General features: G+C 71.7%; 26 protein-coding genes and 1 other RNA gene. 9 read left to right on the top strand and 18 right to left on the bottom strand.

Translation table 11 applies throughout. From position 1 onward, the window contains the following. The first annotated feature begins 144 nt into the window (after positions 1–144). On the top strand, positions 145–1,560 hold the full coding sequence (locus AOM00_RS02835) for a DUF6421 family protein (protein WP_062516365.1): 1,416 nt from the start codon (positions 145–147) through the stop codon (positions 1,558–1,560). 2 nt (positions 1,561–1,562) lie between these two features. Continuing rightward, positions 1,563–2,240, top strand: a complete 678-nt coding sequence (locus tag AOM00_RS02840; RefSeq protein WP_062516521.1) for an SDR family NAD(P)-dependent oxidoreductase — start codon at positions 1,563–1,565, stop codon at positions 2,238–2,240. 15 nt (positions 2,241–2,255) lie between these two features. On the opposite strand, the gene AOM00_RS02845 is transcribed toward AOM00_RS02840, so the two are convergent. The 5 genes from AOM00_RS02845 to AOM00_RS02865 all read right to left on the bottom strand — a co-directional run bounded on the left by AOM00_RS02845 (position 2,256) and on the right by AOM00_RS02865 (position 5,539). Then, the gene (locus AOM00_RS02845; protein WP_062516366.1) at positions 2,256–3,110 is read right to left on the bottom strand and encodes an aldo/keto reductase; all 855 of its coding nucleotides are present in this window, start codon (positions 3,108–3,110) and stop codon (positions 2,256–2,258) included. Positions 3,111–3,393: 283 nt separating this feature from the next. Continuing rightward, positions 3,394–3,678, bottom strand: coding sequence for a DUF2255 family protein (locus tag AOM00_RS02850; protein WP_228373387.1), 285 nt, complete (start codon positions 3,676–3,678; stop codon positions 3,394–3,396). A gap of 25 nt (positions 3,679–3,703) precedes the next feature. Next, complete coding sequence (locus AOM00_RS02855) at positions 3,704–4,762, bottom strand: zinc-binding dehydrogenase (RefSeq protein WP_062516367.1); 1,059 nt, start codon at positions 4,760–4,762, stop codon at positions 3,704–3,706. A 53-nt stretch (positions 4,763–4,815) separates the two neighbouring features. Next, positions 4,816–5,211 (bottom strand): cupin domain-containing protein, encoded by a 396-nt coding sequence (locus AOM00_RS02860; protein ID WP_062516368.1) that lies wholly within the window; start codon positions 5,209–5,211, stop codon positions 4,816–4,818. A 1-nt stretch (position 5,212) separates the two neighbouring features. Further along, positions 5,213–5,539 (bottom strand): carboxymuconolactone decarboxylase family protein, encoded by a 327-nt coding sequence (locus tag AOM00_RS02865; RefSeq protein ID WP_062516369.1) that lies wholly within the window; start codon positions 5,537–5,539, stop codon positions 5,213–5,215. 151 nt (positions 5,540–5,690) lie between these two features. On the opposite strand from AOM00_RS02865, the gene AOM00_RS02870 reads away from it, so the two are divergent. Further along, positions 5,691–6,575: a helix-turn-helix transcriptional regulator gene (locus AOM00_RS02870; RefSeq protein WP_062516370.1), complete on the top strand. Its 885-nt coding sequence runs from the start codon at positions 5,691–5,693 to the stop codon at positions 6,573–6,575. A 6-nt stretch (positions 6,576–6,581) separates the two neighbouring features. On the opposite strand, the gene AOM00_RS02875 is transcribed toward AOM00_RS02870, so the two are convergent. Next, a complete protein-coding gene (locus tag AOM00_RS02875) occupies positions 6,582–7,037 on the bottom strand; it encodes a MarR family winged helix-turn-helix transcriptional regulator (protein ID WP_062516371.1) in 456 nt (151 codons plus the stop codon). 91 nt (positions 7,038–7,128) lie between these two features. Here AOM00_RS02875 and AOM00_RS02880 point away from each other — a divergent pair, with 91 nt between their 5' ends. The 4 genes from AOM00_RS02880 to AOM00_RS02895 are packed head-to-tail and all read left to right on the top strand — an operon-like array spanning position 7,129 to position 11,069. After that, entirely contained in the window at positions 7,129–8,076 is a 948-nt protein-coding gene (locus tag AOM00_RS02880; protein ID WP_062516372.1) for an SDR family oxidoreductase, read from the top strand. 8 nt (positions 8,077–8,084) lie between these two features. After that, on the top strand, positions 8,085–8,969 hold the full coding sequence (locus tag AOM00_RS02885) for an amidohydrolase family protein (protein ID WP_156159001.1): 885 nt from the start codon (positions 8,085–8,087) through the stop codon (positions 8,967–8,969). 55 nt (positions 8,970–9,024) lie between these two features. Then, positions 9,025–9,480, top strand: coding sequence for a MaoC family dehydratase (locus AOM00_RS02890; protein ID WP_062516373.1), 456 nt, complete (start codon positions 9,025–9,027; stop codon positions 9,478–9,480). A 44-nt stretch (positions 9,481–9,524) separates the two neighbouring features. Continuing rightward, a complete protein-coding gene (locus tag AOM00_RS02895) occupies positions 9,525–11,069 on the top strand; it encodes an acyl-CoA synthetase (protein ID WP_062516374.1) in 1,545 nt (514 codons plus the stop codon). Positions 11,070–11,178: 109 nt separating this feature from the next. Here the strand turns inward: AOM00_RS02895 and fucO are convergent, their stop codons facing one another. The 8 genes from fucO to AOM00_RS02930 all read right to left on the bottom strand — a co-directional run bounded on the left by fucO (position 11,179) and on the right by AOM00_RS02930 (position 19,574). Beyond that, positions 11,179–12,345, bottom strand: a complete 1,167-nt coding sequence (gene fucO, locus AOM00_RS02900; RefSeq protein ID WP_062516375.1) for a lactaldehyde reductase — start codon at positions 12,343–12,345, stop codon at positions 11,179–11,181. Positions 12,346–12,513: 168 nt separating this feature from the next. Next, positions 12,514–12,972, bottom strand: a complete 459-nt coding sequence (locus AOM00_RS02905; RefSeq protein WP_062516376.1) for a DUF3237 domain-containing protein — start codon at positions 12,970–12,972, stop codon at positions 12,514–12,516. Between the two features lies 1 nt (position 12,973). Then, positions 12,974–14,404, bottom strand: coding sequence for an amidase (locus AOM00_RS02910; RefSeq protein WP_062516377.1), 1,431 nt, complete (start codon positions 14,402–14,404; stop codon positions 12,974–12,976). After that, the gene (gene nikE, locus AOM00_RS02915; RefSeq protein ID WP_062516378.1) at positions 14,401–16,056 is read right to left on the bottom strand and encodes a nickel ABC transporter ATP-binding protein NikE; all 1,656 of its coding nucleotides are present in this window, start codon (positions 16,054–16,056) and stop codon (positions 14,401–14,403) included. Before nikE ends, AOM00_RS02910 begins: the two co-directional genes overlap by 4 nt. Next, the gene (locus AOM00_RS02920; RefSeq protein WP_062516379.1) at positions 16,053–16,916 is read right to left on the bottom strand and encodes an ABC transporter permease; all 864 of its coding nucleotides are present in this window, start codon (positions 16,914–16,916) and stop codon (positions 16,053–16,055) included. Before AOM00_RS02920 ends, nikE begins: the two co-directional genes overlap by 4 nt. Continuing rightward, complete coding sequence (locus tag AOM00_RS15745; protein ID WP_228373388.1) at positions 16,913–17,083, bottom strand: hypothetical protein; 171 nt, start codon at positions 17,081–17,083, stop codon at positions 16,913–16,915. Before AOM00_RS15745 ends, AOM00_RS02920 begins: the two co-directional genes overlap by 4 nt. A gap of 12 nt (positions 17,084–17,095) precedes the next feature. Next, positions 17,096–17,872 (bottom strand): ABC transporter permease, encoded by a 777-nt coding sequence (locus AOM00_RS02925; protein WP_228373389.1) that lies wholly within the window; start codon positions 17,870–17,872, stop codon positions 17,096–17,098. Positions 17,873–17,903: 31 nt separating this feature from the next. Then, positions 17,904–19,574 (bottom strand): ABC transporter substrate-binding protein, encoded by a 1,671-nt coding sequence (locus tag AOM00_RS02930; RefSeq protein WP_062516380.1) that lies wholly within the window; start codon positions 19,572–19,574, stop codon positions 17,904–17,906. Positions 19,575–19,706: 132 nt separating this feature from the next. Between AOM00_RS02930 and AOM00_RS02935 the strand changes: the two genes are divergently transcribed. Continuing rightward, a complete protein-coding gene (locus AOM00_RS02935; RefSeq protein WP_062516381.1) occupies positions 19,707–20,279 on the top strand; it encodes a TetR/AcrR family transcriptional regulator in 573 nt (190 codons plus the stop codon). A 17-nt stretch (positions 20,280–20,296) separates the two neighbouring features. Here AOM00_RS02935 and AOM00_RS02940 read toward each other — a convergent pair whose 3' ends face one another. Beyond that, on the bottom strand, positions 20,297–20,752 hold the full coding sequence (locus AOM00_RS02940; protein ID WP_062516382.1) for a DUF3237 domain-containing protein: 456 nt from the start codon (positions 20,750–20,752) through the stop codon (positions 20,297–20,299). Continuing rightward, a complete protein-coding gene (locus AOM00_RS02945) occupies positions 20,749–22,425 on the bottom strand; it encodes a CocE/NonD family hydrolase (RefSeq protein WP_062516383.1) in 1,677 nt (558 codons plus the stop codon). Before AOM00_RS02945 ends, AOM00_RS02940 begins: the two co-directional genes overlap by 4 nt. 120 nt (positions 22,426–22,545) lie before the next feature. Between AOM00_RS02945 and AOM00_RS02950 the strand changes: the two genes are divergently transcribed. Beyond that, the gene (locus AOM00_RS02950; RefSeq protein ID WP_062516384.1) at positions 22,546–23,124 is read left to right on the top strand and encodes a TetR/AcrR family transcriptional regulator; all 579 of its coding nucleotides are present in this window, start codon (positions 22,546–22,548) and stop codon (positions 23,122–23,124) included. 10 nt (positions 23,125–23,134) lie between these two features. Here the strand turns inward: AOM00_RS02950 and rnpB are convergent. Continuing rightward, positions 23,135–23,510: RNase P RNA component class A (rnpB, locus tag AOM00_RS02955), an RNA gene on the bottom strand. A gap of 9 nt (positions 23,511–23,519) precedes the next feature. Continuing rightward, the gene (locus AOM00_RS02960; RefSeq protein WP_062516385.1) at positions 23,520–26,252 is read right to left on the bottom strand and encodes an HAD-IC family P-type ATPase; all 2,733 of its coding nucleotides are present in this window, start codon (positions 26,250–26,252) and stop codon (positions 23,520–23,522) included. Between the last annotated feature and the right edge of the window lie 14 nt (positions 26,253–26,266).

Raw genomic sequence — 26,266 nt, forward strand, 5'->3', positions numbered from 1 at the left:
GTACCGCATCGGCGGCGCGCGCGCCTCGATGCGCGCGCGTGGCGACCGACGCATTCCTCGCGGATTTCAACTCTGGACGGAAGTTGTCCCGTCATGCATGCTCATCCTAGGAAGATTTCCTGCCCGACGATGAGGGAGGTCCCCATGCCCGTCTCCGTTGAAGCCCCTCGACCCGCGACCGCCACGGACGTCCGCACGGTCGAGCACAGCGCCGAGTGGCTGCGGCTCAAGGCCGCCGCGACCGCGCTGCAGGCGTTGCAGTCCAAGGACGGCTCCGTGCCGGATCCGGCCGACCACCCGGCCGCCGAGCGGCACGTCGAGAGCGTGGTCGAAGCGATCCGCGCGCTCGCACCGCTTTTCCCGCACGACGAGTCCTACCTCGCGGCGCTCCCGGCCGACTTCGCCCGCTGGGCCGCCGGCGGCTTCGGGCAGCCCGACTTCCTCGACTCGCTGGTGCAGTTCCAGCCGCAGCATCACCGGGTCGACGGGATCCGTCACCTCATCGTGTTCCCGATGTACACGCAGAACGGCTCCCCCGACCGCCACGTCGAGGCGCTGATCGCCGAGGCGATCTGGCCCGACTTCGTCGCGGGGCTCGAGGCCCATGACTTCGGCAACACGCTCTTCGTCTCGCTCCGCCTCATCGACTTCACCGCCGGCTACGACACGAACTCCGCGGTCCTCTTCCCGGAGACGATCGGCATGCGCGAGATCCCGCGCTTCACGTGGGGTGCGATCTTCCAGGACCGCGAGGCCGCGCGCTACCGCCGCGTCGTCGCCGCTGCGGCCGACACCACCCGGCTGACGATGCCCGACGAGGCAGCGGCCATGCTCGAGGACCAGGACCTGGCGGAGAAGACCTTCGTGATGTGGGACCTCATCCACGACCGCACCCACATGCGCGGGGACCTGCCGTTCGACCCGTTCATGATCAAGCAGAGGATGCCGTTCTTCCTCTACACGCTCGAGGAGCTGCGCTGCGACCTCACCGCCTTCCGTGAGGCGGTCGCGATCCAGCGTGCGCTCGACGCGCGCGTCGCCGCCGGTGAGGAGCTCGCCACCACGGAGGCGGACACGCTCAGGCATGCGGGGCTGGTCCAGTACGCGATCCTCTTCGACAGGATCTTCCGCTTCCCCATCACCGGGAGCCGCGTCAGGAACTACGACGGGTTGGGCGGGCAGCTCCTCTTCGCATGGCTGCACCGGAAGCATGTGATCGAGTGGCGCGACGTCGAGCTCAGCATCCGCTGGGAGCTGGTGGCCGATGCCGTGGTCGAGCTCGGCGACGCCATCAACGAGCTGTACTGGGAGTCCATCGACCGGCCCAAGACTGTGCACTGGCTCAAGGCGTACGAGCTCATCTCCTCCGTGCTCACACCCAACCCCGCCTCACGGTGGGCCGCGGGGCTCCCGCGCGAGGTGCTCGCGGGCCCACCCAAGGGGTACACCGACGCCGTGATGGACGACGAGTTCCCGCTGTCCATGTTCTTCGAGGCGCTCGACAGGAAGATGAGGCCGGTCATCGAGTCCACCGCGGGGATCCGGGCCACGGCCGCGTGACCGTGCCGGACCTGCACGGCCGGACGGTGCTGATCGCGGGGGCGACCAGCGCCGTGGGGCTCGCCGCGACGCGCGTGCTGGTGGGCGCTGGCGCCTCCGTGGTCGCCACGGGCCGCGACGCCGCTCGGCTCGGGCCGCTCGCGACGCTCGGAGCCCGGACCGAGGTAGTGGACCTCGGGGACGAGGCGACGGTGGCAGGTCTCGCGGCCCGGCTCCACGCGGGCGGGACGGCGGTCGACGGCGTGCTGCACCTGGTGGGCGGCTGGCGCGGCGGCGGTGGCCTCGCGGGCCAGACCGAGGAGGACTACCGGGCCCTCGAGGTCTCGTTCACGGCGCTGCGCCACGTCTCGCGGGCGTTCGAGGGGGATCTGCGCCGCTCCCCTGCCGGGCGCCTCGCCATCGTCTCCTCGACGTCGGTCGAGCGCCCCCTCGCGGGCGGCGCCAACTACGTGGCGGTCAAGGCCGCGAGCGAGGCCTGGGTGCGCGCGGCGGCCCAGGGATTCGCGAAGGCCGCGCGCGACGCCGGCGAGCCGCTGCGGGCCGCCGCCGTCATCCTCCGCGTCGCGAGCCTCGCCGGCCTCGAGGACGCCGTGGCGCAGGCGTACGTCGGGCTGTGGGAAGCGACAGCCGAGGACGCGAACGGCTCGGTCATCGAGATCCGTGACGACGGGGACCGATGACCGAGCCGGTGGCCGCTACTTCCCGGAGTAGACCGGGAAGAAGCTGACGTTGCCGTAGTCCTTGGCCTCGAGGTCGAGGAGCGCCTGCATGTCCTCCGCCGAGATCTCGAAGTCCACGTCCGCGTTCGCCTTCATGCGCGCCGGGTTCGCGGTCTTGGGCAGCGCGACGGTGCCCAGCTGGATGACGTAGCGGATCGCGAGCTGCGGGACGGAGACGCCGTACTTGGCGGCGAGGGCGCCGATGGTCTCGTTGCCGAGGATCTCGCCGTGACCCATAGGCGAGTAGCCCTGGACAACGATGCCGTGCTCGGCCGAGTAGGTGAGGATGTCCTGAGGTGTGTTGCCCGCATGCACCAGCACCTGGTTGACGTGGGGCACCACGGTCGCGCCGGCGACCAGAGCGTCGACGTCCTCGTTCTTGAAGTTCGAGACTCCGATCGCGCGGACCTTGCCCGCGGCGAGAGCCTCCTCCATCGCCTTCCACGCGGCACGGTTGCCGTCGGTGTAGTCGCCGCCGCGGAAGTCCGCCCACGGCTGCGGCGCGTGGATGAGGAACAGGTCGATGTAGTCCAGCCCCATCGTCTCGAGCGAGCCGTCGATGGCGGCCACAGCCTCGTCGTAGGTCTTGATCTCGGCGTGCAGCTTGGTGGAGACGAAGATCTCCTCGCGCGGGACGCTCGCGGTGCGCACGCCCTCGCCGACTCCGCGCTCGTTGCCGTAGGCCTGAGCGGTGTCGATGTTGCGGTAGCCGATCTCGATCGCGGCGCGCACGGCCTCGGCCGCGTCAGCGTCCTCGATGAACCAGGTGCCCAGGCCGAGCTTGGGGATCTCGACGCCGTTGGACAGCGTGTAGGTCTCGTTGAGGGTCATGGATGCTCCTTCTCGTGTGGGTCATCTCCCCGTCACGGCCAGGCCGGAGGGGATGCACCCACCACGTTCGGGCCAACCGGCGAGACGAGGAAGGTGCTGCGCAAGGGGGTTCCCGCAGGGCCTCCCACGCCTGCGCGGGAAGCCCTCGCGTCGGGGGCCGACGCGCATGAGGCGGGGCGACGACGCCTCCCGGTCAGCCCGCCGGGTCGATGCGGACGGTGGCCGCCTGCGGGCCCGCGTCCACCATGGGCGGCAGGTAGGGGCTGTCCGCGTACTTGGCGCGCTAGGCGGCGTCGATCGCCTCGTTCAACGACGGGTCCGCCGAGGCGAAGGTCACCTCGACCGTGTGGCCGCCGGCGGTGATCCGGCCGGCGCGCTGCGACATCGCGGACTGGTGCCAGCGTGAGCGCACGCCGTTCCAGGCGCGCACGTACAACGCATCGTCCACCACGACCGACCAGATCCAGGTCGGGGTGCCGTAGGTCACGCCGTCCGCGCGGAACGGCGAGATGTGCAGGTCGTCCGAGCCGGCGATGGCGGCGAGGGCTGCGGGGTCCCATGCGGTCACGGGGGTCTCCTTCCGAGGGAACGGTTCAGCGGGTCGGGTCGACCATCACCTTGAGCACGGACCGATCGTCCATGGCCTGGTATCCGGCCGGGACGTCGTCGAGACCGATGACGTGGTCGAAGACCTTGCCGGGGTTGATCTCGCCGTTCAGCACCTGCTGGATCGCGTCCTCGAGGTAGGCGCGCACCGGCGCGGGTCCGCCGGCGAGGCGTGCGTTCTTGCCGAACAGCGACATGAAGCCGATGGGCGCGTCCTCGTACTGGGGAACGCCCACGCGGGAGATGATCCCGCCGGGGCGGACCACACCCACCGCCTGCTCGTACGCCGGCATGTGCCCTACGGCCTCGAGCACGGCGTGCGAGCCGAGCCCACCGGTGAGCTCGAGGACCTTGGCGATGCCCTCCTGGCCACGCTCGGTCACCACCTCGGCGGCACCCCACTCACGGCCCAGGTCGGTACGCGCCTGGTGGCGGCCCATGAGGATGATCTGGCCCGCACCCATGCGCTTCGCCGCCAGCACCGCGGACAGGCCCACGGCCCCGTCGCCGATGACGGTGACGGACTGGCCGGGCTCGATCTCTGCCATGAAGGCCGCGTGATATCCGGTGAGGTAGACGTCGGACAGCGCGAGCAGCGAGGCGAGCAGCTCCTCCGACGCGGTCTCCGGGTCGATGTCCGGCACCACCACGAGCGAGCCGTCGGCCTGGGGGATCATCGCCCGCTCCGCCTGGAGGGCGCTGCGGTCGCCCGGGTTGCCGTAGAAGCCGCCGTGCGGGCACGCGGTCTGGAACCCGGCCTCGCAGATCTCGCACGTGTTGTCCGAGTAGGCGAACGGCACGATCACGAAGTCGCCCACCTTGATGCGGGAGACCTCGGACCCGATCTCCTCGACGACGCCGATGGCCTCGTGGCCCATCGGGTTGCCGCCCGGGATCTCGGGGAGTCCGTGGTACGGGTGCAGGTCCGATCCGCAGATGCAGACGCGCACGGTGCGGATGATCGCATCGGTGGGCTGCACGATGGTCGGCGCGGGGCGCTCCTCGACGCGGACGTCGCCGGCCTTGTACATGACGGTGGCACGCATGGGGGTGGTGATGCTCCTGATCTGTTCGGGGTGCGGTGGGGTCGAGCGCCTCGTCAGCGCCCGAGCTCCTCGTCGGTGACGTGCTCGCCCCAGACGGTGCTGGTCGCGGGGTCGGTGCCCTCGAGAAGGGCGAGGTGCTCCATGAAGAAGCCAGGCGCCGCGGCGTGCCAGTGCTCCTCTCCCGGGGGCGTGTAGACGGTCTGGCCGGCCTTGGCCTCGATGATGGTGCCGTCGCGGCTGCCGAACAGCGCGACGCCGTCGGTCACGTGGCAGTACTGGCCGTGCGCGTGGGAGTGCCATGCGGTGCGGGCGCCGGGGGCGAAGCGCACCTTGGCGAGGACGGCACGCTGCTCGGGGCCGTGCGGGATGGCGATCATGTCGACCCAGACGTCGCCGGCGAACTGCTCCGGCGGGTTCTTCATGGTCGGGATGGTGGGCTCGATGTTCATGTCATGCCTCCTTGGCGAAGAGCTTCTGGGCGAGCGTGAGGGCGGAGACCGCGGGCGGCCAGCCGGCGTAGAAGGCGACGTGGGTGATCGCCTCCTTGATCTCGTCCTCGGTGAGCCCGTTCGCGAGGCCCATGGGGATATGCGCGTTGAGCTGCTCGATGTTGCCCGCGGTGACGAGGCTCGCGATGGTGACGAGGCTGCGGTCACGGGGGGACAGCGCCTCCGTGCGCGCCCACACCTTCCCGAAGAGCACCTCGTCGGTGAGCTCGACGAACGTGGGTGCGAAGTCGCCCATCATCCGCTGCATCGGGGTCCGGTCGTCTGCCATGGGTGGTCCTCCTGGTTCTCGTTGGGCGCCGCAAGGTCCGCGCGCCGGGTCCTCTCCAGGAGAACCCCTCACGGGCGTCCGCGGGAGGTTCTGCGAGAGGTACCTCTGCCAGAACCTCTCTTGGACGTCCGGCCCCGCCTACCGTGGAGGCATGACCACACGTGACGAGGTACGCGAGTTCCTGGTCACCCGGCGCGCCCGGGTGACGCCCGAGATGGTGGGGCTCCCCCCGGGCGGAAGCCGACGCGTGCCGGGACTGCGCCGCGGCGAGGTCGCGATCCTCGCGGGCGTCAGCGTGGAGTACTACACGAAGCTCGAGCGCGGTGACCTGCGGGGCGTCTCCGACGAGGTGCTCGAGGCGATCGCCTCGGCGCTGCGCATGGACGAGGCCGAGCGCTCCCACCTCTTCGACCTCGCGCGCACGGCGAACGTCGGCACACGCCCGCGCCGTCGGCCTGCGCCCCGCGCCAGCGTGCGTCCCAGCCTGCTGCACCTGGTCGATGCGATCACCGAGGGCGCGGCGGTGCTCGGCAACCCGCGTGGCGACATCGTGGCGGCCAACGCTCTCGGGCGGGCGCTCTACGACCCCGTGTATCGATCGCAACCCGACGCGGTCGGCTACCCGCGCTTCATCTTCCTCGACCCGGCCTCCCGGGCCTTCTACCCCGACTGGGACGAGATCGCCGACTCCTCCGTCGCGAGCATGCGCACCGTCGCGGGCCGCAACCCGTTCGACAAGTCGATCACGGACCTGGTCGGCGAGCTCTCGACGCGCTCGGAGGAGTTCCGCACCCGCTGGGCACGGCATGATGTCCGCCTGCACATCGAGGGCATCAAGCGCGTCAACCACCCCGTGGTCGGGGTGCTCGAGCTCGAGTACAACGTGATGGCGCTCCCTGCGGACGAGGACCTCGGGCTCACGGTCTACACCGCGGCGCCGGATTCGGGCTCCGCCGAGAAGCTGGCCCTGCTCGCGAGCTGGTGGGCGTCGGAACGGGCCTCGCTCGCCCACGCCGAGACCGTCACCGAGCGCTGACGCGCCTCACCGCAGGTCCGCATACGCGAGCCTGCGCAGCAGGTCGCCCAGCGTCAGCTGCTCCTCCTCCGTGAGCGGCGCATGCGTCTCGCGCTGCGCCGCCGCGATGCCGTCGCGTGCCCGCGCGAACATCGCCCGGCCGTCGGGTGTGGCCACGACGATGCGGGCACGCCTGTCGGACGGATCGAGCCGGCGCTCCACCAGCCCGCGCTCCTCGAGCCCGTCGACCAGCGCGACCACCTGGCTGGGGTCGAGCCGCAGCCTCTCCGCCAGGTCGCGCTGCGACGGACCGACCTCCGCGGCGAGCGCGAGCACCGAGTAGGAGCGCACCTTCAGGCCGAGGCCGGCGAGCGCGCTGTTACCGGCCGCCGCCACGAGCGCGCTCGCCCGCGCGAGCAGGAAGCTCGTGTCCGCGTCGAGCGTCGGCGAGACGCGCGCACGCGCATCGTCATCGGAGGCCATGCCGCCATCCTGCCACGAGACATGAGAAATTCAATCATTGACATTCTCAATGACCGATGCTGTGCTGAGTCCTGAACAAAGGAGTTCTGCGATGTCCCCACAGCATGCCCCGCTCGCCGGCCGCGCCGCCATCGTCACCGGCTCCGGCCGCGGCCTCGGCCGCGCCTACGCCCTCGAGCTCGCCCGCCAGGGCGCATCGGTCGTGGTGAACGATGTGGATGACGCCGCCGCTCGCGACGCGGTCGCCGCGATCGAGGGCGCGGGAGGTGCCGCCGTCGCCGTGGTCGCACCCGTGGGGCCGACCTCCACGGCCGATGCCCTCGTCGCGGCGGCGCTCGACAGCTTCGGGCGCCTCGACATCCTGGTGACCAACGCGGGCGTGCTGCGCGACACCGTGCTGTGGAAGATGTCCGACGACGACTTCGACACGGTGATCTCCGTGCACCTCAGGGGCACGTTCACGTGCGTGCGCGCGGCCGCCACGTACTTCCGCGAGAACGGCGTGCCGGGACGCATCGTCTGCATCGGCTCCCCTACCGGCCAGCGAGGCAACTTCGGCCAGACCAACTACGCGGCCGCCAAGGCCGGGATCGTCGGCATGGTGCGCACGTGGGCGATGGAGCTGGGGCGCGCCGGCGTCTCCGTCAACGCGGTGATCCCGGTCGCCGCGACCGCGATGACCGCGACCGTGCCGTACTTCGCCGCCGCAGTCGAGGCCGATGCCGCGGGCGAGCCGATGCCGGAGTTCTTCCGTCACGATCTCGGCTTCGGCACGTCCGACGACGTCGCCGGGCTGGTCGCCTACCTGGCCTCGGACGCCGCCGCCGACATCACGGGACAGGCGCTCGGCATCGGCGGCGACCGGATCCAGGTGTGGTCGCACCCCGAACCCGTGGCGACCGCGTACCGCGACGGCGGGTGGAGCTTCGAGGCGCTCACCGCCGACGTCCCCGGGCTGCTCGACGGGAACCTCCAGTCGGTGGGCGAGCGCTTCCCCCCGCTGCCCGAGTCGCTGGTGCGGCCGGCGCCCACCGCCTGAGCGCCGCGATGACCCGCTACGAGCCAGCGATCGACCTCGATGCGATCGAGGCGATCGACGTCCACGTCCACATCGAGGTCGACGGTCACGGGCACACGTCCCTGCCGCCCGACCTGGTCGAGGCCGCCTCGCGGTACTTCCGCACCGACGGGCCACGTCCCGAGCTCGAGGCGATCGCGACGTACTACCGCGAGCGCCGCATGGCCGCCGTGATCTTCACCGTGGACGCCGAGACGCAGCTGGGCCACCCGACGCTCGACAGCGCCGTGATCGCGACGCAGGCCGCCGACCACGCGGACGTCCTCATCCCCTTCGGCTCGGTCGACCCGCATCGGCCCGACGCCGTGGACCGGGTCCGGAGCCTCATCGAGGACCACGGCGTGCGCGGCTTCAAGCTGCACCCGACCGTCCAGGGCTTCGACCCCTCGGACGAGCGCTGGTATCCGCTGTACGCGGCGATCGAGGACGCTCGCGTGCCTGCGCTGTTCCACACCGGGCAGACCGGGATCGGGGCCGGCCTTCCCGGGGGTCGCGGGCTGCGGCTCGGGCTCTCGAACCCGATGCTGCTCGACGGGGTCGCCGCGGACTTCCCCGACCTCGACATCGTGATGGCCCACCCGAGCGTGCCGTGGCAGGACGAGGCCCTCGCGGTCGCGACTCACAAGCACCGCACCTGGATCGACCTGTCCGGGTGGGGTCCGAAGTACTTCCCCGAGCAGCTGGTGCGCGCCGCCAACTCCTACCTCAAGGACCGGATCCTGTTCGGCACGGACTTCCCCCTGCTCACCCCCGACCGCTGGCTCGAGGACATCGGTCAGACGGCGCTCAAGCCCGAGCGCCTGCCCGCGATCCTCAAGGACAACGCCGCCCGACTGCTGAGGCTCGGCTCGTGACGCCGGCGGCCCGCCGCATCGTCCCCCTCCATCACACCCACGAAAGGCACCGCCCATGACCACCACCGTCCTCTACGCCGAGGTCCCTTCGCTTGTGGGCCGCGACCTCGGCTGGTCCGACTGGCTCGAGGTGACGCAGGAGCGCGTCAACGTGTTCGCCGACGCGGTCGACGACCACCAGTGGATCCACGTCGAGCCGGAGCGGGCGCGAGCAGAGAGCCCGTTCGGCGGCCCGATCGCGCACGGCTTCCTGTCGCTGTCGCTCACCACCAGGCTCTGGACCGAGCTGCTCGAGGTCGACGGCGTCACCACCAAGGTCAACTATGGGTTGGACAAGGTGCGCTTCATCTCCCCCGTGCAGGTGGGCGCGCGGGTCCGGATGAACGCCGTGATCGCGGAGGTGGCCGAGATCCCCGGCGGCTACCAGCTCACCGTCGACCAGACCATCGAGATCGAGGGCGGCACCAAGCCCGCGGTCGCGGCGCGGGGGCTCTATCGCTTCTACGCCTGAACGGAACGCACCACCCCACCCCCCACTGCATCAGCGAGGATGACATGAAGAACCAGGGGCTCGGCGACTGGATCGCGCGGCGGCGCATCAAGTCCGAAGGCGACACGGCGCTCATCTGGCCGGGCGGCAGCTACACCTACGACGAGTTCGCGGAGAGGGTGGCGCGGCTCACGCAGGCCCTCGCCGATCGCGGGCTCGCCAAGCGTGACCGGCTCGTGTACTTGGGCAACAACAATCCGGACTTCCTCACCACATTCTTCGCGTGCGGTGCGCTGGGCGCAGTCTTCGTGCCGCTCAACACCCGCCTCGCGCCGTGCGAGCTCGAGTACATGATCGAGGACTCGGGCGCGGTGTTCCTGGTGACGCACGAGTCGGTCCGCTCGCTCGCGCGGGCGGCCGCGTGGTCCAGCGGGATCCGCAAGCGCCTGGTGGTCGACGGGGAGGCCGACCTTCCGGCGGTGGAGAGCCTCGACGAGGTGGTCGCGGCGACGGAGCCCTGGACGCTCGACGTCGAGGTCACGCTCGACGACCCGGCGATGATCCTCTACACCTCCGGCACCACCGGACGCCCGAAGGGCGCGGTCCTCACCCACGGCAACCTCACGTGGAACGTCATCAACGCGATCGTCGACTACGACGTCACCCGGGACGAGGTCGCGATGATGATGTCGCCCATGTTCCACGTCGCGGCGCTCAGCATGGGCGCGCTGCCCACGCTGCTCAAGGGCGGCGCGGTGGTGCTCCACGAGCGCTTCGACGGCGGCGACGTGCTGCGCGCGGTCGCCGAGCACGGCATCACCAGCCTCTCGGGCGTCCCGACCACCTTCCAGTTCCTCTCGGAGCACCCCGACTGGGAGTCGACCGATCTGTCGAGCATCCGCAAGCTCACGTGCGGCGGCTCCGCGATGCCGTCGCGCGTGGTCGAGGCGTACGAGGCGCGCGGGCTCGCGTTCTCGAGCGGCTACGGGATGACCGAGGCCTCCCCCGGCGCGACGTCGCTGCCGGTGACCAAGACGCGGGACCACGTGGGCACGTCCGGCCTCGCGCACTTCTTCACCGACGTGCGCGTCGTCGGCCCCGAAGGCGACGTGCTGCCGCCCGGCGAGGCGGGCGAGATCCAGATCAGCGGCCCGAACGTGATCCGCGAGTACTGGCGTCGTCCCGAGGCGACCGCAGAGGCGCGCGACGGCGAGTGGCTGCGCACCGGCGACGTCGGCCGGCTCGACGAGGACGGCTACCTCACCGTCACCGACCGCCTCAAGGACATGATCATCTCGGGCGGCGAGAACGTGTACCCCGCGGAGATCGAGCAGCTGGTGATGGAGATGCCCGAGGTGCGCTCGGTGGCCGTCATCGGCGTGCCCGACGAGCGCTGGGGCGAGGTGCCGCTCGCGGTCGTGGCGCTCCACGAGGGCGCCGAGGTCACACCCGAGGACATCCTCGGGCACGTGCGCGGCCGGGTCGCGAAGTACAAGCTGCCGCGCGCGGCGATCCTGGTCGACGACCTCCCCCGCACCGCGAGCGGGAAGGTCCGCAAGGTCGAGCTGCGCGCGCAGTTCCCGGCGCTGCCGGACGACGCGCGGGCATGACATCGAGTCACGGCGAGCGCGAGGTGGACGCGGGCGCGGAGCCGGCGATGCCGTGACAAGCGGGAGCCCCGGGCCGCGCGGCCCGGGGCTCCGGTAGGAAGGCGCCTGCTCAGCCGACGGTCACGCCGAGCAGCGAGCGGTACAGCGTCTCGAACTGCGCGACGGAGGTCTCGCGCGGGTTTCCGCCCGCGCAGACGTCGTCGAACGCAGCCTGCGCGAGCGCGGGAATGTCCGCGTCCTTGGCGCCGATCTCGTCGATGGTGAGCGGGTTGCCCAGGTCCCGGGTGAGCTGCGCGACCGCGTCCACCGCGGCCTCGCGCGCCTCCTCCAGCGGCATCCCGTACGCGTTCTCGACACCGAAGGCCGCGGCGATGTCGCGGTACTTCTCCCCCGTCTCCGGGGCGTTGAACGCCATGACCGGGGCCAGCAGGATGCCGTTCGCGACGCCGTGCGGCGCGGAGTAGAACGCGCCCAGCGGGTGCGCCATCGCGTGCACGATGCCGAGGCCGACGTTCGAGTAGCCCATGCCGGCGATGTACTGCGCGAGCGCCATGCGCTCCATCGCCTCGCCGTCGCCGTCCGCGGCGGCCCGCAGCGACGCCGCGATCACCTGGATGGCCTTGAGGTGGAACAGGTCGGACAGCTCCCACGCGCCCTGCGTGGTGTAGCCCTCGATCGCGTGCGTGAGCGCGTCCAACCCCGTGGCGACCTTGAGCGAGCGAGGCGCGGTCGCCATCATGTCGGCGTCCACGACCGCGAGGATCGGGATGTCGTGGGGATCCACGCACACGAACTTGCGGTTCCGCTCGACGTCGGTGATGACGTAGTTGATGGTCGTCTCGGACGCGGTGCCGGCGGTGGTGGGCACCGCGATGATCGGGACCGACGGGTTCTTGGTCGGCGCGACGCCCTCGAGCGAGCGCACATCCGCGAACTCCGGGTTCGCGACGATGATGCCGATCGCCTTGCAGGTGTCCTGCGGCGAGCCGCCGCCCACCGCGATGAGCACGTCCGCGCCGGACTCCTGGAACGCCGCGACGCCCGCCTGCACGTTCTCGATGGGCGGGTTGGGCAGCACATCGCTGTAGACCTCGTACGGGAATCCGGCGGCATCCAGCAGACCGGTGACCTTGGCGGTCACGCCGGTCTCGATGAGGACGGCGTCGGAGACCACGAAAGCCTTCGCGAACCCTCGCGCCTCGAGCTCCCCCGGGATCACCTCGATCGACCCTGCGCCGAAGTACGCGGTCTGGTTCCAGACCATCCGATGTGCCACGTTGCACCTCCCGTGCGAGCCCGCGCGCGGCGCGTCACCGCTGTTGACGCGGACCTCTGCCTTGCACAGTTCCACCGCCGGGTCGCGCACACGTGGGGCCTTGGTCCCGGCGAGACGATGGCATCGCCGAGCGGGGCGTTCCTCTGGCGATGCCGGCGATCACCCGGCTCACGCGACGCGATGGACCCGGATGACCACATGTCCGGGCTCGGGCCTCGCGTACCCGACGAACTGCGCCTCGGTGAGCCAGCGGTGCGCCTCCGCGCCGGTCTGGAACTCGAAGGCCGTGCGGTAGTACAGCTGCTCCTCGGGCACGTCCTCCCCCGCGGCCAGACGTCGCTCGACGTCCACGTCCGCATGCCAGTACCCACGGTTGACCACATCGATCGCGGAGCCGTCCTCCGCCTCGACGACGTAGCGCGCATCGAGCTGCGTGGTCGCGCCGCGCGTGACCCACCAGTCCGCACCGACGCCGAGGACCCGCCCGCGCAGGCGCGGGCCCTCGACGGTGCCGCCGATGATCGGCGTGACGTTGAGGTCCTCGGAGTCGGTACGGCCCACGCGGATCGGCTCGTCCACCGCGACCCGCAGGTCGAAGACGTGCTCGAGCACCGCCACCATCGTCATGTCAGACCGCCGGCGCGGCCGCGACGGGCGGGACGCCGATCCCGCCGAGCACGGCCTCGACATCGCGGCCCGCCGCGAGCGCGACATGATCGCCGTTCCGCGGGCCGATCAGCTGGACGCCCGTCGGCAGCCCGTCCTCGTCGAGCCCTGCGGGGACCGCGACGGACGGGAGCCCCAGGAAGTTGACCGCGACGAGCAGCCGGTGCGCGCGCCACAGCTCGGTGGTCGCCGCAGGACCCGCGAGGTCGAAGCCGACCTCGGGCATCCTCCGGCAGGTCACGGGTCCCACCACGACCGGGTGCGCGACCTGGAACTCCTCCCACGCCGCGGCGATCGCGACCCGCCTCGCCCAGGCCAGGGCGTAGTCGTCGGCACCCGAGAAGGGCTCCGTCTCGGACGCGTTGTCGAGGAAGTACGTGGTGGAGCCCGCGCTCAGCGGCGCCGGAAGGCCGCCGGGCCGGAACGCGCCGACCATCTCCGCGACCGACAGCCGACGCCACAGCACGGCCGCCTCCTCGAGCAGCGGCGGCTCGACCTCGTCGACCTCCCACCCCTGCGCAACGAGCGCCTCGGCGGCGCGGTCGACCGCGTCGCCCACCTGGGTGTCGACGCCCCAGCCGAGGGGGTCGCGCACCACGGCGGCCCTCCGGGGGCCCTCGTAGGAGGCGGGATGCGGGTGCGTGCTCACCAGCGGATCGCGCCCGTCGGCGCCGTGCATGAGCGCGAACGCGGTGTCGAGATCGTCGACCGTGCGCGCGATGGGACCGTTGACGGCGAAGTGCTGGAGCGTGAGCGACACCGGCTCGGCGCTCTCCGCGGTGGGCGCCGGGATCCTTCCGGCCGAGGGCCGCAGCGCGCAGACTCCGGCGGCGTGGGCGGGCAGCCGCAGCGAGCCGCCGTAGTCGTTGCCGAGCCCGAGCGGGGTCATGCCCGTCGCGACCGCGACGGCGTCGCCTCCGCTGGAGCCGCCCGGCACCCGCGCGGCGTCCCACGGGTTGAGGGTGCGCCCGAACAGGTCGTTGTCGGTGTCCCAGCGCAGCCCGAAGTCGGGCATGTTGCCGCGGCCGATGGGGATCGCGCCCGCCGCGAGCAGCCGCGCCACCATGGTCGCGTCCTCGGCCGGCACGGCGTTCGCGAGGAAGGGCCAGCCGCTGGTCGAGGCGGACCACGTGAGGTCGATGTTCTCCTTGACCGTGAAGGGCACGCCGGCGAGCGAGCCCGCCTCGAGACCCGCCTCCAGGGCCGCGTCGACCTGATCGGCGAGCGCCCGAGCGCGGTCATGGAACACGACCGTGAGCGCGTTGACGGTCGGGTTGACGGCGTCGATCCGCGCGAGGTGCGCGTCGACGGCCTCGCGCGCGGTGATCCTGCGCTCGCGGATCGCCTGCGCGAGCTCGCGCATGGTCAGCTGCCAGGGTTGAGCGGTGGTCATCGGGTACCTCCTGAGGTGACGATGCGGGCCGGAAGCCGCCGCTGGGGCGTCCACCCGGGCCGGGGGATGGAGTCGAGAAGAGTGCGCGTGTAGTCCGAGCGTGGCGCATCGAGGACGTCGGCGATGGGGCCTTGCTCCACGATGCGCCCCGCCTGCATGACCGCGACGTGGTCGCACAGACGGCGGACGGTGGTGAGGTCGTGAGAGATCATCAGCAGCGCGACACCCGTCTCACGCCTGATGCTGTCGAGCAGCGTGAGGATCTCCACCTGCGTGGTGACGTCGAGCGCGGAGACCGCCTCGTCGAGCACCAGGATCTCCGGGTCGGCCGCGAGCGCTCGGGCGATGGCCACACGCTGCCGCTGTCCACCGGACAGCGCGCGGGGACGGGAGCCCGCCAGCGCGGGCGCGAGGCGGACCGCGTCGAGCAGCGCGTCGACACGCGCCGCGATCTCGGCACGCGAGGCGATGCGCCGGTGCACGGCGACGGCCTCCGCGAGGCAGCTGCGCACCGTCTGACGCGGGTCGAGCGACTGGTACGGGTCCTGGAAGACCATCTGGACCACCCTGGCACGTGCGCGCCGCGCGGGAGCGGACCTCGCGGGCGCGGTCCAGTCCTCATGCTTGACGGTGACCGTGCCGCCGTCGGCGGTCTCGAGGCCGCAGATCATCCGAGCGGTGGTCGACTTGCCCGAGCCGGACTCGCCGACGATCCCGAGGGCGCCTCCGGCCGCGAGCGCGAAGGAGACGTTGTCGACCGCGAGAAGCTCCTCGCGCCCGCGCCCGCGTCCGGCCGCCCGCACCTGGTACGCCTTGCGCAGGCCCGCGACCTCGAGCACCGTGTCGCTCCGCCGCGCCTGCCGGATGCCGGCCGCCTCGTCGGGAAGCGAGGCGGACAGCAGGCGGCGGGTGTACGGCTCGCGGGCGTCCTCGCGCATCGTCGCCGCGGCGAGCGTCTCGACGGTGCGGCCCGCCTGCATCACGGCGACACGGTCGCAGACGGCGCCCGCGAGCGCGAGGTCGTGGGTGATGAACAGCAGCGCAAGGTCGCGATGGCGCCGCAGGTCCGCGATGACCGCCATCACCTCCTCCTGGGTGGTGACGTCGAGCGCGGTGGTGATCTCGTCGGCGAGCAGCAGCGGTGGATCCATCGCGAGGGTCGCGGCGATCATCACGCGTTGGAGCAGCCCGCCCGAGAGCTCGCCCGGGCGCTGGCGCATGCGCCGGTCGGGGTCGCGGATGCCGACCTCCGCGAGCAGGTCCACCGCTCGGCGGTACGCCGCCTCGGGCGCCTCGCCCGCGAGCGCAACCAGCGCCTCGGTCATGAAGTCCCCGATGGTCCGGAGCGGGTTGAGGTGCGCGCGGGGCGTCTGGAACGCCATCCCCATGCGGGTCGCGCGGAGCTCGCGCAGCTCCGCGCCCGGCAGCGACGCGAGGTCGTGGCCGGCGAGCCGGATGGTGCCGCCGGTGGTGAAGCCCGCGGGCAGCAGCCCCGCGACCGCGCGGGTCGACAGGGTCTTGCCCGACCCGGACTCCCCGACGAGCCCCAGGGACTCGCCGGCGCTCACCGCGAGCGTGCAGTCGTGGACCAGCGTCCGGCCGTCGGGCGTCGCGACGGACAGGCCGTCGATCTCGAGCACGGTGGTGGTCATCGGTCCTTGGCCTCCGCCCAGGTGGTGGTGCGGGCGCCGACGATGTTGACGGCGAGCACGGTGAGCACGATCAGCGCCGCGGGGAACATCGACTGCTCCGGCGCACCCGTGAGCAGCGCGGGCTGCCCGCCCGCGATCATGACGCCCCAGTCGGAGGCCGGCGGCTGCGCGCCCAGGCCGAGGAAGGAGATCGCGGCGATGTCGAGCATCGCGTACCCGAAGCCAACCGTCGCCTGCGCGAGGATGGTGGGGAGCAGCGCGGGGAGAAGGTGGCGGAAGCAGATCGCGAGCGATCCGACGCCCTGGATCCGCAGCGCGGCGATGTAGGGCCGCCCCAGCTCGGCGCGTGCGCCCGCACGCACCAGCCGCACCACGATCGGCATGTAGGCGATCGACAGCGCGACCACCGGCGCGAGCAGCCCCTTGCCGAACATGGCGACGGCGAGCACGGCGAGCACCAGGCCCGGGATGGCGAAGATCACGTCGACGAGCCGGCTCGCGATGCCGTCGACCGCGCCGCCGAACCACGCCGATGCGACAGCGACGGCCACCCCGAGCATCGTCGACACGGCCACGACGATCACGGGCCCGGCGATGCTCGGACGTGCCCCCGCGAGCACCCGGGACAGGACGTCGCGACCGAGGTCGTCGGTGCCGAACGGATGCGCGAGGCTCGGCGGGGCCGACACCGCGCCGGCGTACAGCTGATCGGGGTCGTACGGTGAGCGCAGCGGGCCGAGCAGCGCGATCCCGATGACCGCCACGAGCACCAGGGCGGCGGCGATGAGGAGCGGATCGTGCGCCGCGGCGCGCCGCGCGGGTGCGGGCGTGCGTCCCCGTGCGAGCTGACCGATGCTCATGCGGACCTCCGGGACTTGACGGAATCGGGGTCGATGATCGCGATCACCACGTCGACCACGGCGTTGAGCACCACGAACACCGTGACCAGCAGCAGGGAGAGCACCTGCACCACCGGCAGGTCCTTCCGCGCGGCCGCCTCGGTAAGGAGGGAGCCGATGCCGCCCACCCCGAACGCCTGCTAGGCGACCGCGGAGACGGCGATGAGGCCCGCGATGGTCGCGCCGGAGACGGCGAGGATCTGGGGGGACGCGTTGAGCAGGACGTGCCTGCGGAAGATGCGCGATGGCGACAGCCCCCGCACCCGCGCGGTGTCGACGTGCTCCGCGTGCTGCTGGGCGACGATCGCTCCGCGGGTGATGCGGCTCATGTACGCGATGTAGAGGACCGCGAGCGAGATCGCGGGCAGCGTGAGGTGGTACAGGTTGTCGAGCAGGCCCTCGCCGGTGCCGTACACCGGGAACCAGCCGAGCACGCGCCCGAAGACCCAGATCAGCAGGATCGCCACCACGAACGTGGGCATCGCCACGCCGATCGACGTGCCGACGAGCACCGCGCGGTCTGCGCGCGGGCCGCGCACGGCCGCGAGGATCCCCGAGCCGATGCCGAACACCGTGATGAGGACCACCGCGTAGGCGACGAGCAGGAGGCTGATGCCGATCCGCGGCGCGATGAGCTCCGCGACCGGCGTCTTGTAGACGAAGGACGTGCCCAGGTCGCCCTGGAGCACCCCGCCGACCCAGCGCAGGTACTGCATCCACACCGGATCGTCGAGGTGGTGCTCGGCTCGGATCGCCTCGATCAGCTCCGGGGTGGGCCGCACCCCGCCCGCGAGCGCCGTGACCGGGTCGCCCGGGGTGAGCGCGACGGCGAAGAAGATCGCGATGCTGGCCAGGAGGAGGGTGAGGAGGAGCCCGCCGAGCTTCGCCGCCAGCTGGCGGATCGCGTTCGCGCTCATCTCACCCTCCCCCGGACCGGTGCCGCGTCGCTCACGCGCCGCCCAGGTGCTGCGCCCAGGGGCTCGCGTACGCCGCGACGGACGTGGTCGCACCGGTGAGATCCGAGCTGAGGAACGTGGTGTGGTACGCCCCGGCGAGGGTCACCTGGAGCATGTCGGGGGCGAAGATCTCCTGCGCCGCGACGTATGCCCCGGCGGCCTCCGTCGGGTCCGGGGTGGTCCGCGCCGCCTGCAACGCGCCGATCACGTCGGGATCCGCGTAGCCGCTCCAGTTGAAGATGCCGCCGAGCTCGGCGGGCAGCAGGAACAGCTGCGGGTAGGCCAGCACGCCGGGCGTCTCCGTGTAGCCGGTCGTGGCGACGAAGTCGATCGACTCGCGCGGTCCCGGGTCGGCGAGGAAGATCCCGGCGAAGTCGGCGGGCTGGCGCTCGTCGATCTCGATGGTGAGGCCGATCTGCCGTCCCGCGCTCTGGATGATCGCGGCGGTCTGCGACAGCTCCTTGCTGCCGGCGGGGATCGCGATGACGAGCGGAACCGACGTGTCCTCACCCGACTCCGCGACGAGCGCCTTGGCCGCCTCGAGGTCCACGGTCGGCTCGGCGAGCGCGTCGTAGCCGGCCTGGTAGACGTCCGCGGCCTCCATACTCGCGAAGGAGAACGGCGCCACGAAGGTCCGCTGAGGCTGGCCGAGCCCGTTGAGCACGGTCGCGATGTACTGATCACGGTCGATCGCCATGCTGAGCGCCTGGCGGACGAGCGGGTTGGCGCCGGCACCCGTGGCCTTGGTGGGACCGAAGGAGAACGATGCGGTGGACGGGCCCACGATGAGCCTTCCGGCCTCGGAGCCCTCGAAGACCGCACGGCTGGCCGGCGGCACGTTGAAGGCGCCGTCGATCTCACCCTCGACCAGGGCGTTGGTGAGCGTGGTGCCGTCCGCGATGAAGCGGTACGTGAGGGTCTTCACGTGCGGGGCGCCGCCCCAGTAGCCCTCGTTGGCAACGGTGACGATCTCCTTGCCGGGTGTCCACGACTCGAGCTCGAACGGGCCGGCGCAGAGCAGCCCGCCGCCGGAGGTGCCGAGCGCGTCGCCCGCCTCGTCGCCGTACGCCTTGCTCAGCACCGCGCCCGCGCCGCTGGCGAGAGCGTCGCGGAACGTCGAGTCCGGCGCGGTGAAGCGCACCGTCACCTGCTGGTCGCCTGTGGCCTCGATGGAGGCGACCAGGACGAAGGCGCCGAAGTACGCGGAGGTCACGTCCTGCCGGTGGCGCTCGAGGCTGTAGATCACATCGTCCGTGGTGACGGGTGTGCCGTCCCAGAAGGTCACGCCGTCGCGCAGGTCGATGACGAAGGTCACCGGATCGGCCCATTCCGCCGAGGCGGCGATGCCGGGCTCGATCGAGAAGTCGGGCTGGACCTGGAGGAGGCTGTCGCACAGGTTCGGCGCGACGAAGTTGTAGTCCGCGCCGGGGATCAGCGACCGCGGCTCACCCTCGACGAGCGCCCAGGTGACCTCGTCGACGTCCGCCGTCGCCGCGGGGAGCGCGGCGACCAGCGACGAGGCGTCGATGGGCGTGGCGCCCGCGCTCTCACCGCCGCTCGCTCCCTCGCTCGGCGATTCGACCGTGTCACGCGCCGTGCAGCCCGTCGCGAGGACGAGCATCGCGCCTGCCGCGACCGCGGCGCTGATGCCTGAGATTCTCATTGCTGTTCCTTCCTGGGGATTCGGGCCGTGCGCGTCCCGGCTTGCGCCGTGGACGATGGATCAGGTGTTACATAAAACAGTGTTGTACATCAATGTTGCACTAATGTTTCGGCGATGGCTAGGCTGTGCTGCATGCCTCGAGACGTCGATCCTCGCCAGCGCCTGGCGGACATCGCCGCCGCGACCATCCGCGTCGCACGCAGCGAGGGCACCCACGCGGTGACCATCCGCTCGGTCGCGCGCGAGCTCGGCGGCTCCACCACGCTGGTGACCAACTACCTGCCCTCGCGCGCGGCGCTGATCCTCAACGCCCTTGATCAGGGCCGCGACCGCTGGCAGCAGGAGCTCGCCGAGACGCTCGCGGACCTGGAGCCCTCCGCGCATCTGCGCGCGGTCACCGACTGGGCGCTCTCGTCGACCACGGACGACCCGGTGCTGCGGACGCTCATCCTCGAGATCGTGGCGAACGCCGCGATCGAGCCCGTGATGGCCGAGGCCCTGCGTCACGAGTCCACGGCCTTCGAGGCCCAGCTGCGCACCGCGGCCGCGGCCTCCGGCTTCGCCGACCCGGAGGCGGTGGCGGACCTCGCCTACCTCCTCATCCGCGGCGCGTACATCGCGAGCACCGAGGACCCCGAGCGCTGGAGCGACGCGCACGTGCGCGAGGTGATCCACTCCACCATCGCCGCGCAGCCGCGCGCGTGATCCCGGACGCGTGACGGTCATCGCACCACGAACACCCTGATGCGGACCTGACCGTCCTCGTCGCGGGCCAGTCCGAGGAACTGATGCTCGGCGAGCCATCGGTGCGCCGGTGCATCGGTCTGGAAAACCGGCGCGGTGCGGAAGTAGTACTCACCCTCCGCGACGGCCTCGCCCGCCGCGATCCGCTCCTCGACCTCGGCGCTCGCGCGGTAGTAGCCGCGATTGAGGATGTCGATGACGGCGCCGTCCTCGGCCCTCAGGAGGTAGCGCGCCTCGAGCTGGGCGGTCCCCGCGCGCTCCACGGCCCAGTCTCCCCCGCCCGCGAGCACCACGCCCGTGAGCAGCGGGCCGTCGACCGTGCCGCCGGCCACCGGGGTGAACGTGAGCTCCTCGTCCACGCCCCGACCGATCCTGAGGTACGGGTCGACGTCGACCCGGATCTCGAAGGCGTACTCGAGCCGAGGCTCGCTCATCGGGCGATCACCTCCCCGGCTCCGGCGGTGACGCTCACCGCGATCCGGAGCCCGTCGGCGCCTCCGACCACGAGCCGCTGACGATGCGCACGGAGCTCCACCGCGCCCCACGGCTCCTCCCCCGTCCCCGGCTGCACCAGGTACTCCGGGGAGTCGCTGCCGGTGACATGCACGCGAAGACGGTGGCCCTCACGGAGGCGGTAGCCGACCTGCCCGAGGTCCACCTCGACCGCGGCGCCCTCCTCGGCCCGCAGCACCTGCACCTGGCCCCGGGCGATCCTCAGCGCCGTCCCGTCCGGCGCGACGTCGAGCAGCCGGATGAACACGTCCGCGACCGGCCCGTCGGCCGCGACCCTCGCCGCAGCCGTGACCGGCCCGACCAGGTCGACGTCCGCCGCCATCGGCGTCGTCTCGAACGCCAGCACATCGGCGCGCGCCGACAGCGCCGACTCGTCCGGACGCTCGAGCAGGAACGCGAAGGCGTTCTCGGCGCTTGACGGGACCGGTGCAGCCGGATCGTGCACCCACTCGACGGTCTGCGCATCGTCCGGCCGGCGCGCCGAGAGCGAGCCGTCGGCTCCCGCGAAGAGGTCGCAGGTCTCTCCGCCCATAGGCGGCCACGAGTCGGCCGTCCGCATGCCGGCGGTGCCCGCGAGGTTCCAGCTCACCCGCGGGATGTCGGCGCCGGAGCCTTGCTCACGGACGAAGACCTCGAAGAACTCCAGCGCGGGGTCGAGCATGCGCGGCAGCTGTGCGCGGAGCTGCTCCTCGGTGCGCTCCTCGACCCTGTCGGCGTCAGGGTCATCGAGATAGTAGGACTCGTGGTCCATCGGCTCGATGCGCAGGAAGTGCTGGAGCGCCCACGCCGGTCGGCGCTGGATCTCGGCGACGTCGGCCCACGCGAGCGGGGCGCAGTTGTCCCACCAGCCGACGGTGTGGAGTGTCGGGACCGGTCGCGCGTCGAAGGGGCTCGCGCTCGGGAAGCGCGGGAGGTGCACGGCGCGCGGGTACCACTGGTCGTAGGACATCGAGCGGGAACCGAGCTGCGCCATCGCCTCCTCGGCCTGAGCGCTGAAGGGGCGCCGCTCGGAGTCGAGCTCCCAGTGGTACGCGTCCTGGGAATGGAACCACGTGAGGGGGTAGAGGTACGTGATGGCCCACTCGATGGGCCGCACGCGTTCGCCCGGGCGCACCGCCACCGGCTCGCCGAGACGGGTGCCGGTGACACGCGGCGCGATCGCCTTGAGGGCCGGATGCTGGGACGCCGCGGCGGCCCACTGGGTGTAGCCGTAGTAGCTGTCGCCCCACATCGCGACACGGCCGTTCGACCAGGCCTGATGGGTGATCCAGTCGATCGTGTCGTACCCGTCGTCCACCTCGTTGACGAACAGCAGCGCGGCACCCTCGGAGCGGAACTTGCCGCGGACGTCCTGCGCGACCACGCGGTATCCGCGCGCCATGAGGTACTCCGCGACGAGCGGGATGAACGTGTACGCACCGCTCTTGTCGTACGGCAGCCGGATCAGCACGGTGTCCCCCGGTTCGCGCTCACCGTGGGTCCCTGACGGGAGGTAGACGTCCGCCGCGAGCCGTGCCCCGTCCCTCATCCGCACGCGCTCCTCGAAGGCAAGAGGGCTCGTCGGCGCGGGCCCTTCGCGCAGGATCTCCACCACGTCCGCCTCCTCGGTCCTTCGATGAGGCGTCACGCTAGAGCCGATCTTGGTTTTTAGTCAAGTCCGACTAGACTAGAAAAGCGCGGCGGTTGCGCTATCGTGCTCGCGAGGAGGAACACCATGGCCCGCCCATCCGTCGCCGAGGAGCGCACCCGGCAGATCGTCGATGCCACCATCCGCACCATCGGCGAGCGAGGCATCACCGGCGCGAGCCTCGACCGCATCGCCGTGGCCGCCGGCATGACCCGCGGCCACGTGCGGCACTTCGCCGGCAACCGCGAGACGCTGCTGCGTGAGGCCGCGCGCCACTTCTACACCGACGGCTCGGAGCGCGGCTCGATCCTGCCCGCGGGCACGGCCACGGTCGCCGCCGCCCTCGATCACCTCTTCGGGGCGCCCTTCACCGACCCGGGCCAGGAGAACGCGGTGGTCCTGGGCTTCGTCGAGGCCGCGCGCACCGACCCCGAGCTCGCCGCCCTCCTGACCGGCGCCTACGCAAGCACGCACGCGGTGCTCGCAGACCTGCTTGCGGCGGAGCACCCGGACGCACCGCCGGACGCCTGCAACGAGGTCGCGTACGGCGTCGTGGGGATCGCCCTCCACCACGTGTTCCTGAACGACATCGCCTCGAGCAGCGAGGGCGCGGCACGCGCTCGACGCTCGGCGGAGCGCATGATCGTGGCCCTCGAAGTCGCCTGACGGCGCGGGACGGATGAGCTGGCCGATACGCCGGGTTCTGTCTCTCGCACCCGTTACCGGGGACGAGGGGCGGCCATCCATCTAGGCCCTGGATTGCTCCAGGGCTCAAGCAACCTACCCGCATGCTCGGGCGAGCAGCCCTCGAACGCATGCTGTCTGGTCTTGCTCCGGGTGGGGTTTACCTTGCCGCTCCTGTCACCAGTCGCGCGGTGAGCTCTTACCTCACCCTTTCACCCTTACCCCGCTCCCGAAGGAGCGAGGCGGTCTGCTCTCTGTGGCACTGTCCCGCGGGTCACCCCGGGTGGCCGTTAGCCATCACCCTGCTCTATGGAGCCCGGACGTTCCTCGGGACCCTTGTGGGGTCACGCGGCCGCCTGGCCAGCTCATCCGCGCTCCTAGGGTACCGGCGGCGCGGCCCGCCGCGCACGCGCCCTGATCCACTTCTCCGCGCCCACCACCAGGCTCGCGAGCGCCCCCACCGCGAGGATCCGGACCCACGCCTCCCCTCCGATCGGCACCGTCCCGAACACCCGGTTCATGACCGGAAGGTACGTGAACAGCGCCTGCGCGCACGCCTGAACCGCGATGCCGACCACCACCCACGGGTTCGACAGCAGGCCGATGCGCCACACGGACCCCTCAAGCGAGCGGCAGTTGAGCAGGTAGAAGGCCTCGACCGCGACGAACAGGTTGGCTGCCACGGTCCTCGCCTCCGCGAGGCTTGCACCGTTGGCCACCTCCCACTCGAACAGCCACCAGGAGCCGCCGACCAGGATGGCGGACACCAGGACGATGCGGGCCATCAGCGTGGGCGTGAGGAGCGCCTGGCGCGGGTCCCGCGGGGGACGCGTCATGATGCCGCGTTCCTTGGGCTCGAAGGCGAGCATGAGGCCGAGCGCGACGGCCGTGGTCATGTTGATCCAGAGGATCTGGGTGGGCTGGATCGGCAGCGCTGTCCCCAGCAGGATCGCGATGAGGATCACCAGCCCCTCGGCCAGGTTGGTGGGAAGCGTCCACGTGATGAACTTGGTGAGGTTGTCGAAGATCCCGCGCCCCTCCTCGACGGCCGCCTCGATGGTCGCGAAGTTGTCGTCCGTGAGGACCACGTCTGCGGCGTCCTTCGCGACCTCGGTGCCGATGCGCCCCATGGCGATGCCGATATCCGCATGGCGCAGGGCCGGCGCATCGTTGACGCCGTCGCCGGTCATCGCCACCACGTGTCCGCGGGCCTGGAGCGACTCGACCAGGCGCAGCTTCTGCTCCGGTGAGACGCGCGCGAGCACGGTGGCCCGCGCGACGGCGTCCCCGCGCGAGTCCGGGTCGAGCCGCGCGAGCTCCGGTCCGGTGAGCACGGCATCCCCGTCCTGCGCATCGTCCACCAGACCGACCCGCCTGGCGACCGCCCACGCGGTCTCCGCGTGGTCGCCCGTGATCATCTTGACGTCGATGCCGGCGGTACGGCACGCGCGCACGGCGTCGACCGCCGCGACGCGGGGCGGGTCCCACATGCCGTGCAGGCCGGTGAAGACCAGACTCCCCTCGAGCGCCTCCTCGCTGAAGCGCGAGGGCGCGACGTCCGTGAGCACCGCGGTGGCGAGCACGCGCAGGCCCCGCTGGCTGAGGCTCGCGACGGCCGCCTCGATCGCGTCGGTGTCCAGCGCGGCCAGCGTGCCGTCCGGCTCCAGCTGGGCTGCGCACAGCGAGACGATGCGCTCCGCGGCCCCCTTGGCGAGCACGACGTGACTCGCGTCGCGCTCCGCGGCCACGTGGAGGGTCGCCATGTACTGCCGGCGCGAGTCGAATGCGATGGTCGCCACCCGCGGATAGCGCTCCTTGACATGGCGCTGGTGAAGACCGGCCTTGGCCGCGACCACCAGCAGCGCGGCCTCCGTGGGGTCGCCCACCGCGCTCCACCGCCCCTCCTCCTCGTGGAGGCCGGCGTCGTTGCACGCGGCAGCCACCAGGATCGACCACCGCAGCGCGCCGTCCCTGCCCAGGTGCGCCTCGAGCCCTCCGGCGACCTCGATGGAGCCGCGGTCCGCGGCGTACCCCGCGCCGCTCACCGCGAGCTCTCCGATCTCCGGCACCCAGATCGCGTGGACCGTCATCTGGTTCTCGGTGAGGGTGCCCGTCTTGTCCGAGCAGATCACGGTGGTGCTGCCGAGCGTCTCCGCCGCGGGCAGCCGCCGGATGACCGCCCCGCGCCGGGCCATGCGCGTCACACCGATCGCCATGACGATGGTGATCGCCGCGGGCAGCCCTTCCGGGATGGCGCCGACCGCGAGCGCGACGGCCGCGGTGAAGGTGTCGCCCAGGTCCTGGCCATGCAGCCAACCCGCGCCGAACGTCGCGGCCGCGAGCGCGAGGATCACCACCGTGAGGTCGCGGCTGAAGCGGGCGAGCTTCCTGGTGAGCGGCGTCGCGAGCAGCTCGCCGGCGCCGACCAGCCGGTGGATCTCCCCCAGCTCGGTGTGCTCCCCGGTCGCGACCACCACGCCGGTGCCGGTGCCGGCGGTGACGAGCGTGCCCGCGAAGATCATGTTGCGGCGGTCCGCGACGATCGTCTCGACCGGCAGCGTGAGGTCCTCTTTCTGCGCGGGCACGGACTCGCCCGTCAACGCCGACTCGTCCATCGCGAGCTCGGCGCAGCGCACGATGCGCAGGTCCGCGGCCGCGCGATCCCCCGCCTCGAGCAGCACGAGGTCGCCGGGGACCACCTCCTCGGAGTCGATCAGCTCCGCAGCGCCGTCGCGCACCACCCGCGCGCGCGTGCGCACCATCGACCTGAGCCCCTGCAGCGCGGCCTCCGCCTTGCGCTCCTGCACGAACCCGACCGCCGCATTGACAAGCACCACCCCCATGATCACGGCGCAGTCGACGACCTCTCCCAGGAGCAGCGTGATCGCTGCGGCGGCCAGCAGCACGTAGACCAGCGGGTGGTGGAACTGCAGCAGGATGCGCATGACCACGCCGGGCCCGGGCGCGTCGGGCAGCGCGTTGCGTCCGAAGGCCCCGAGCCGACGCGCGGCCTCGTCCTCGCCGAGCCCGCGGTCGCGGTCCGCCTCGAGGAGCGCGAGCACGTCCTGCGCCGCGATCCCGTGGTGCGCCTCGCCCCACCCTGCCACCATGCCGGACCTCCGTG

The organism is Demequina gelatinilytica, assembly GCF_000971115.1.
In the GTDB taxonomy this organism is placed as follows: Bacteria; Actinomycetota; Actinomycetes; order Actinomycetales; family Demequinaceae; genus Demequina; species Demequina gelatinilytica.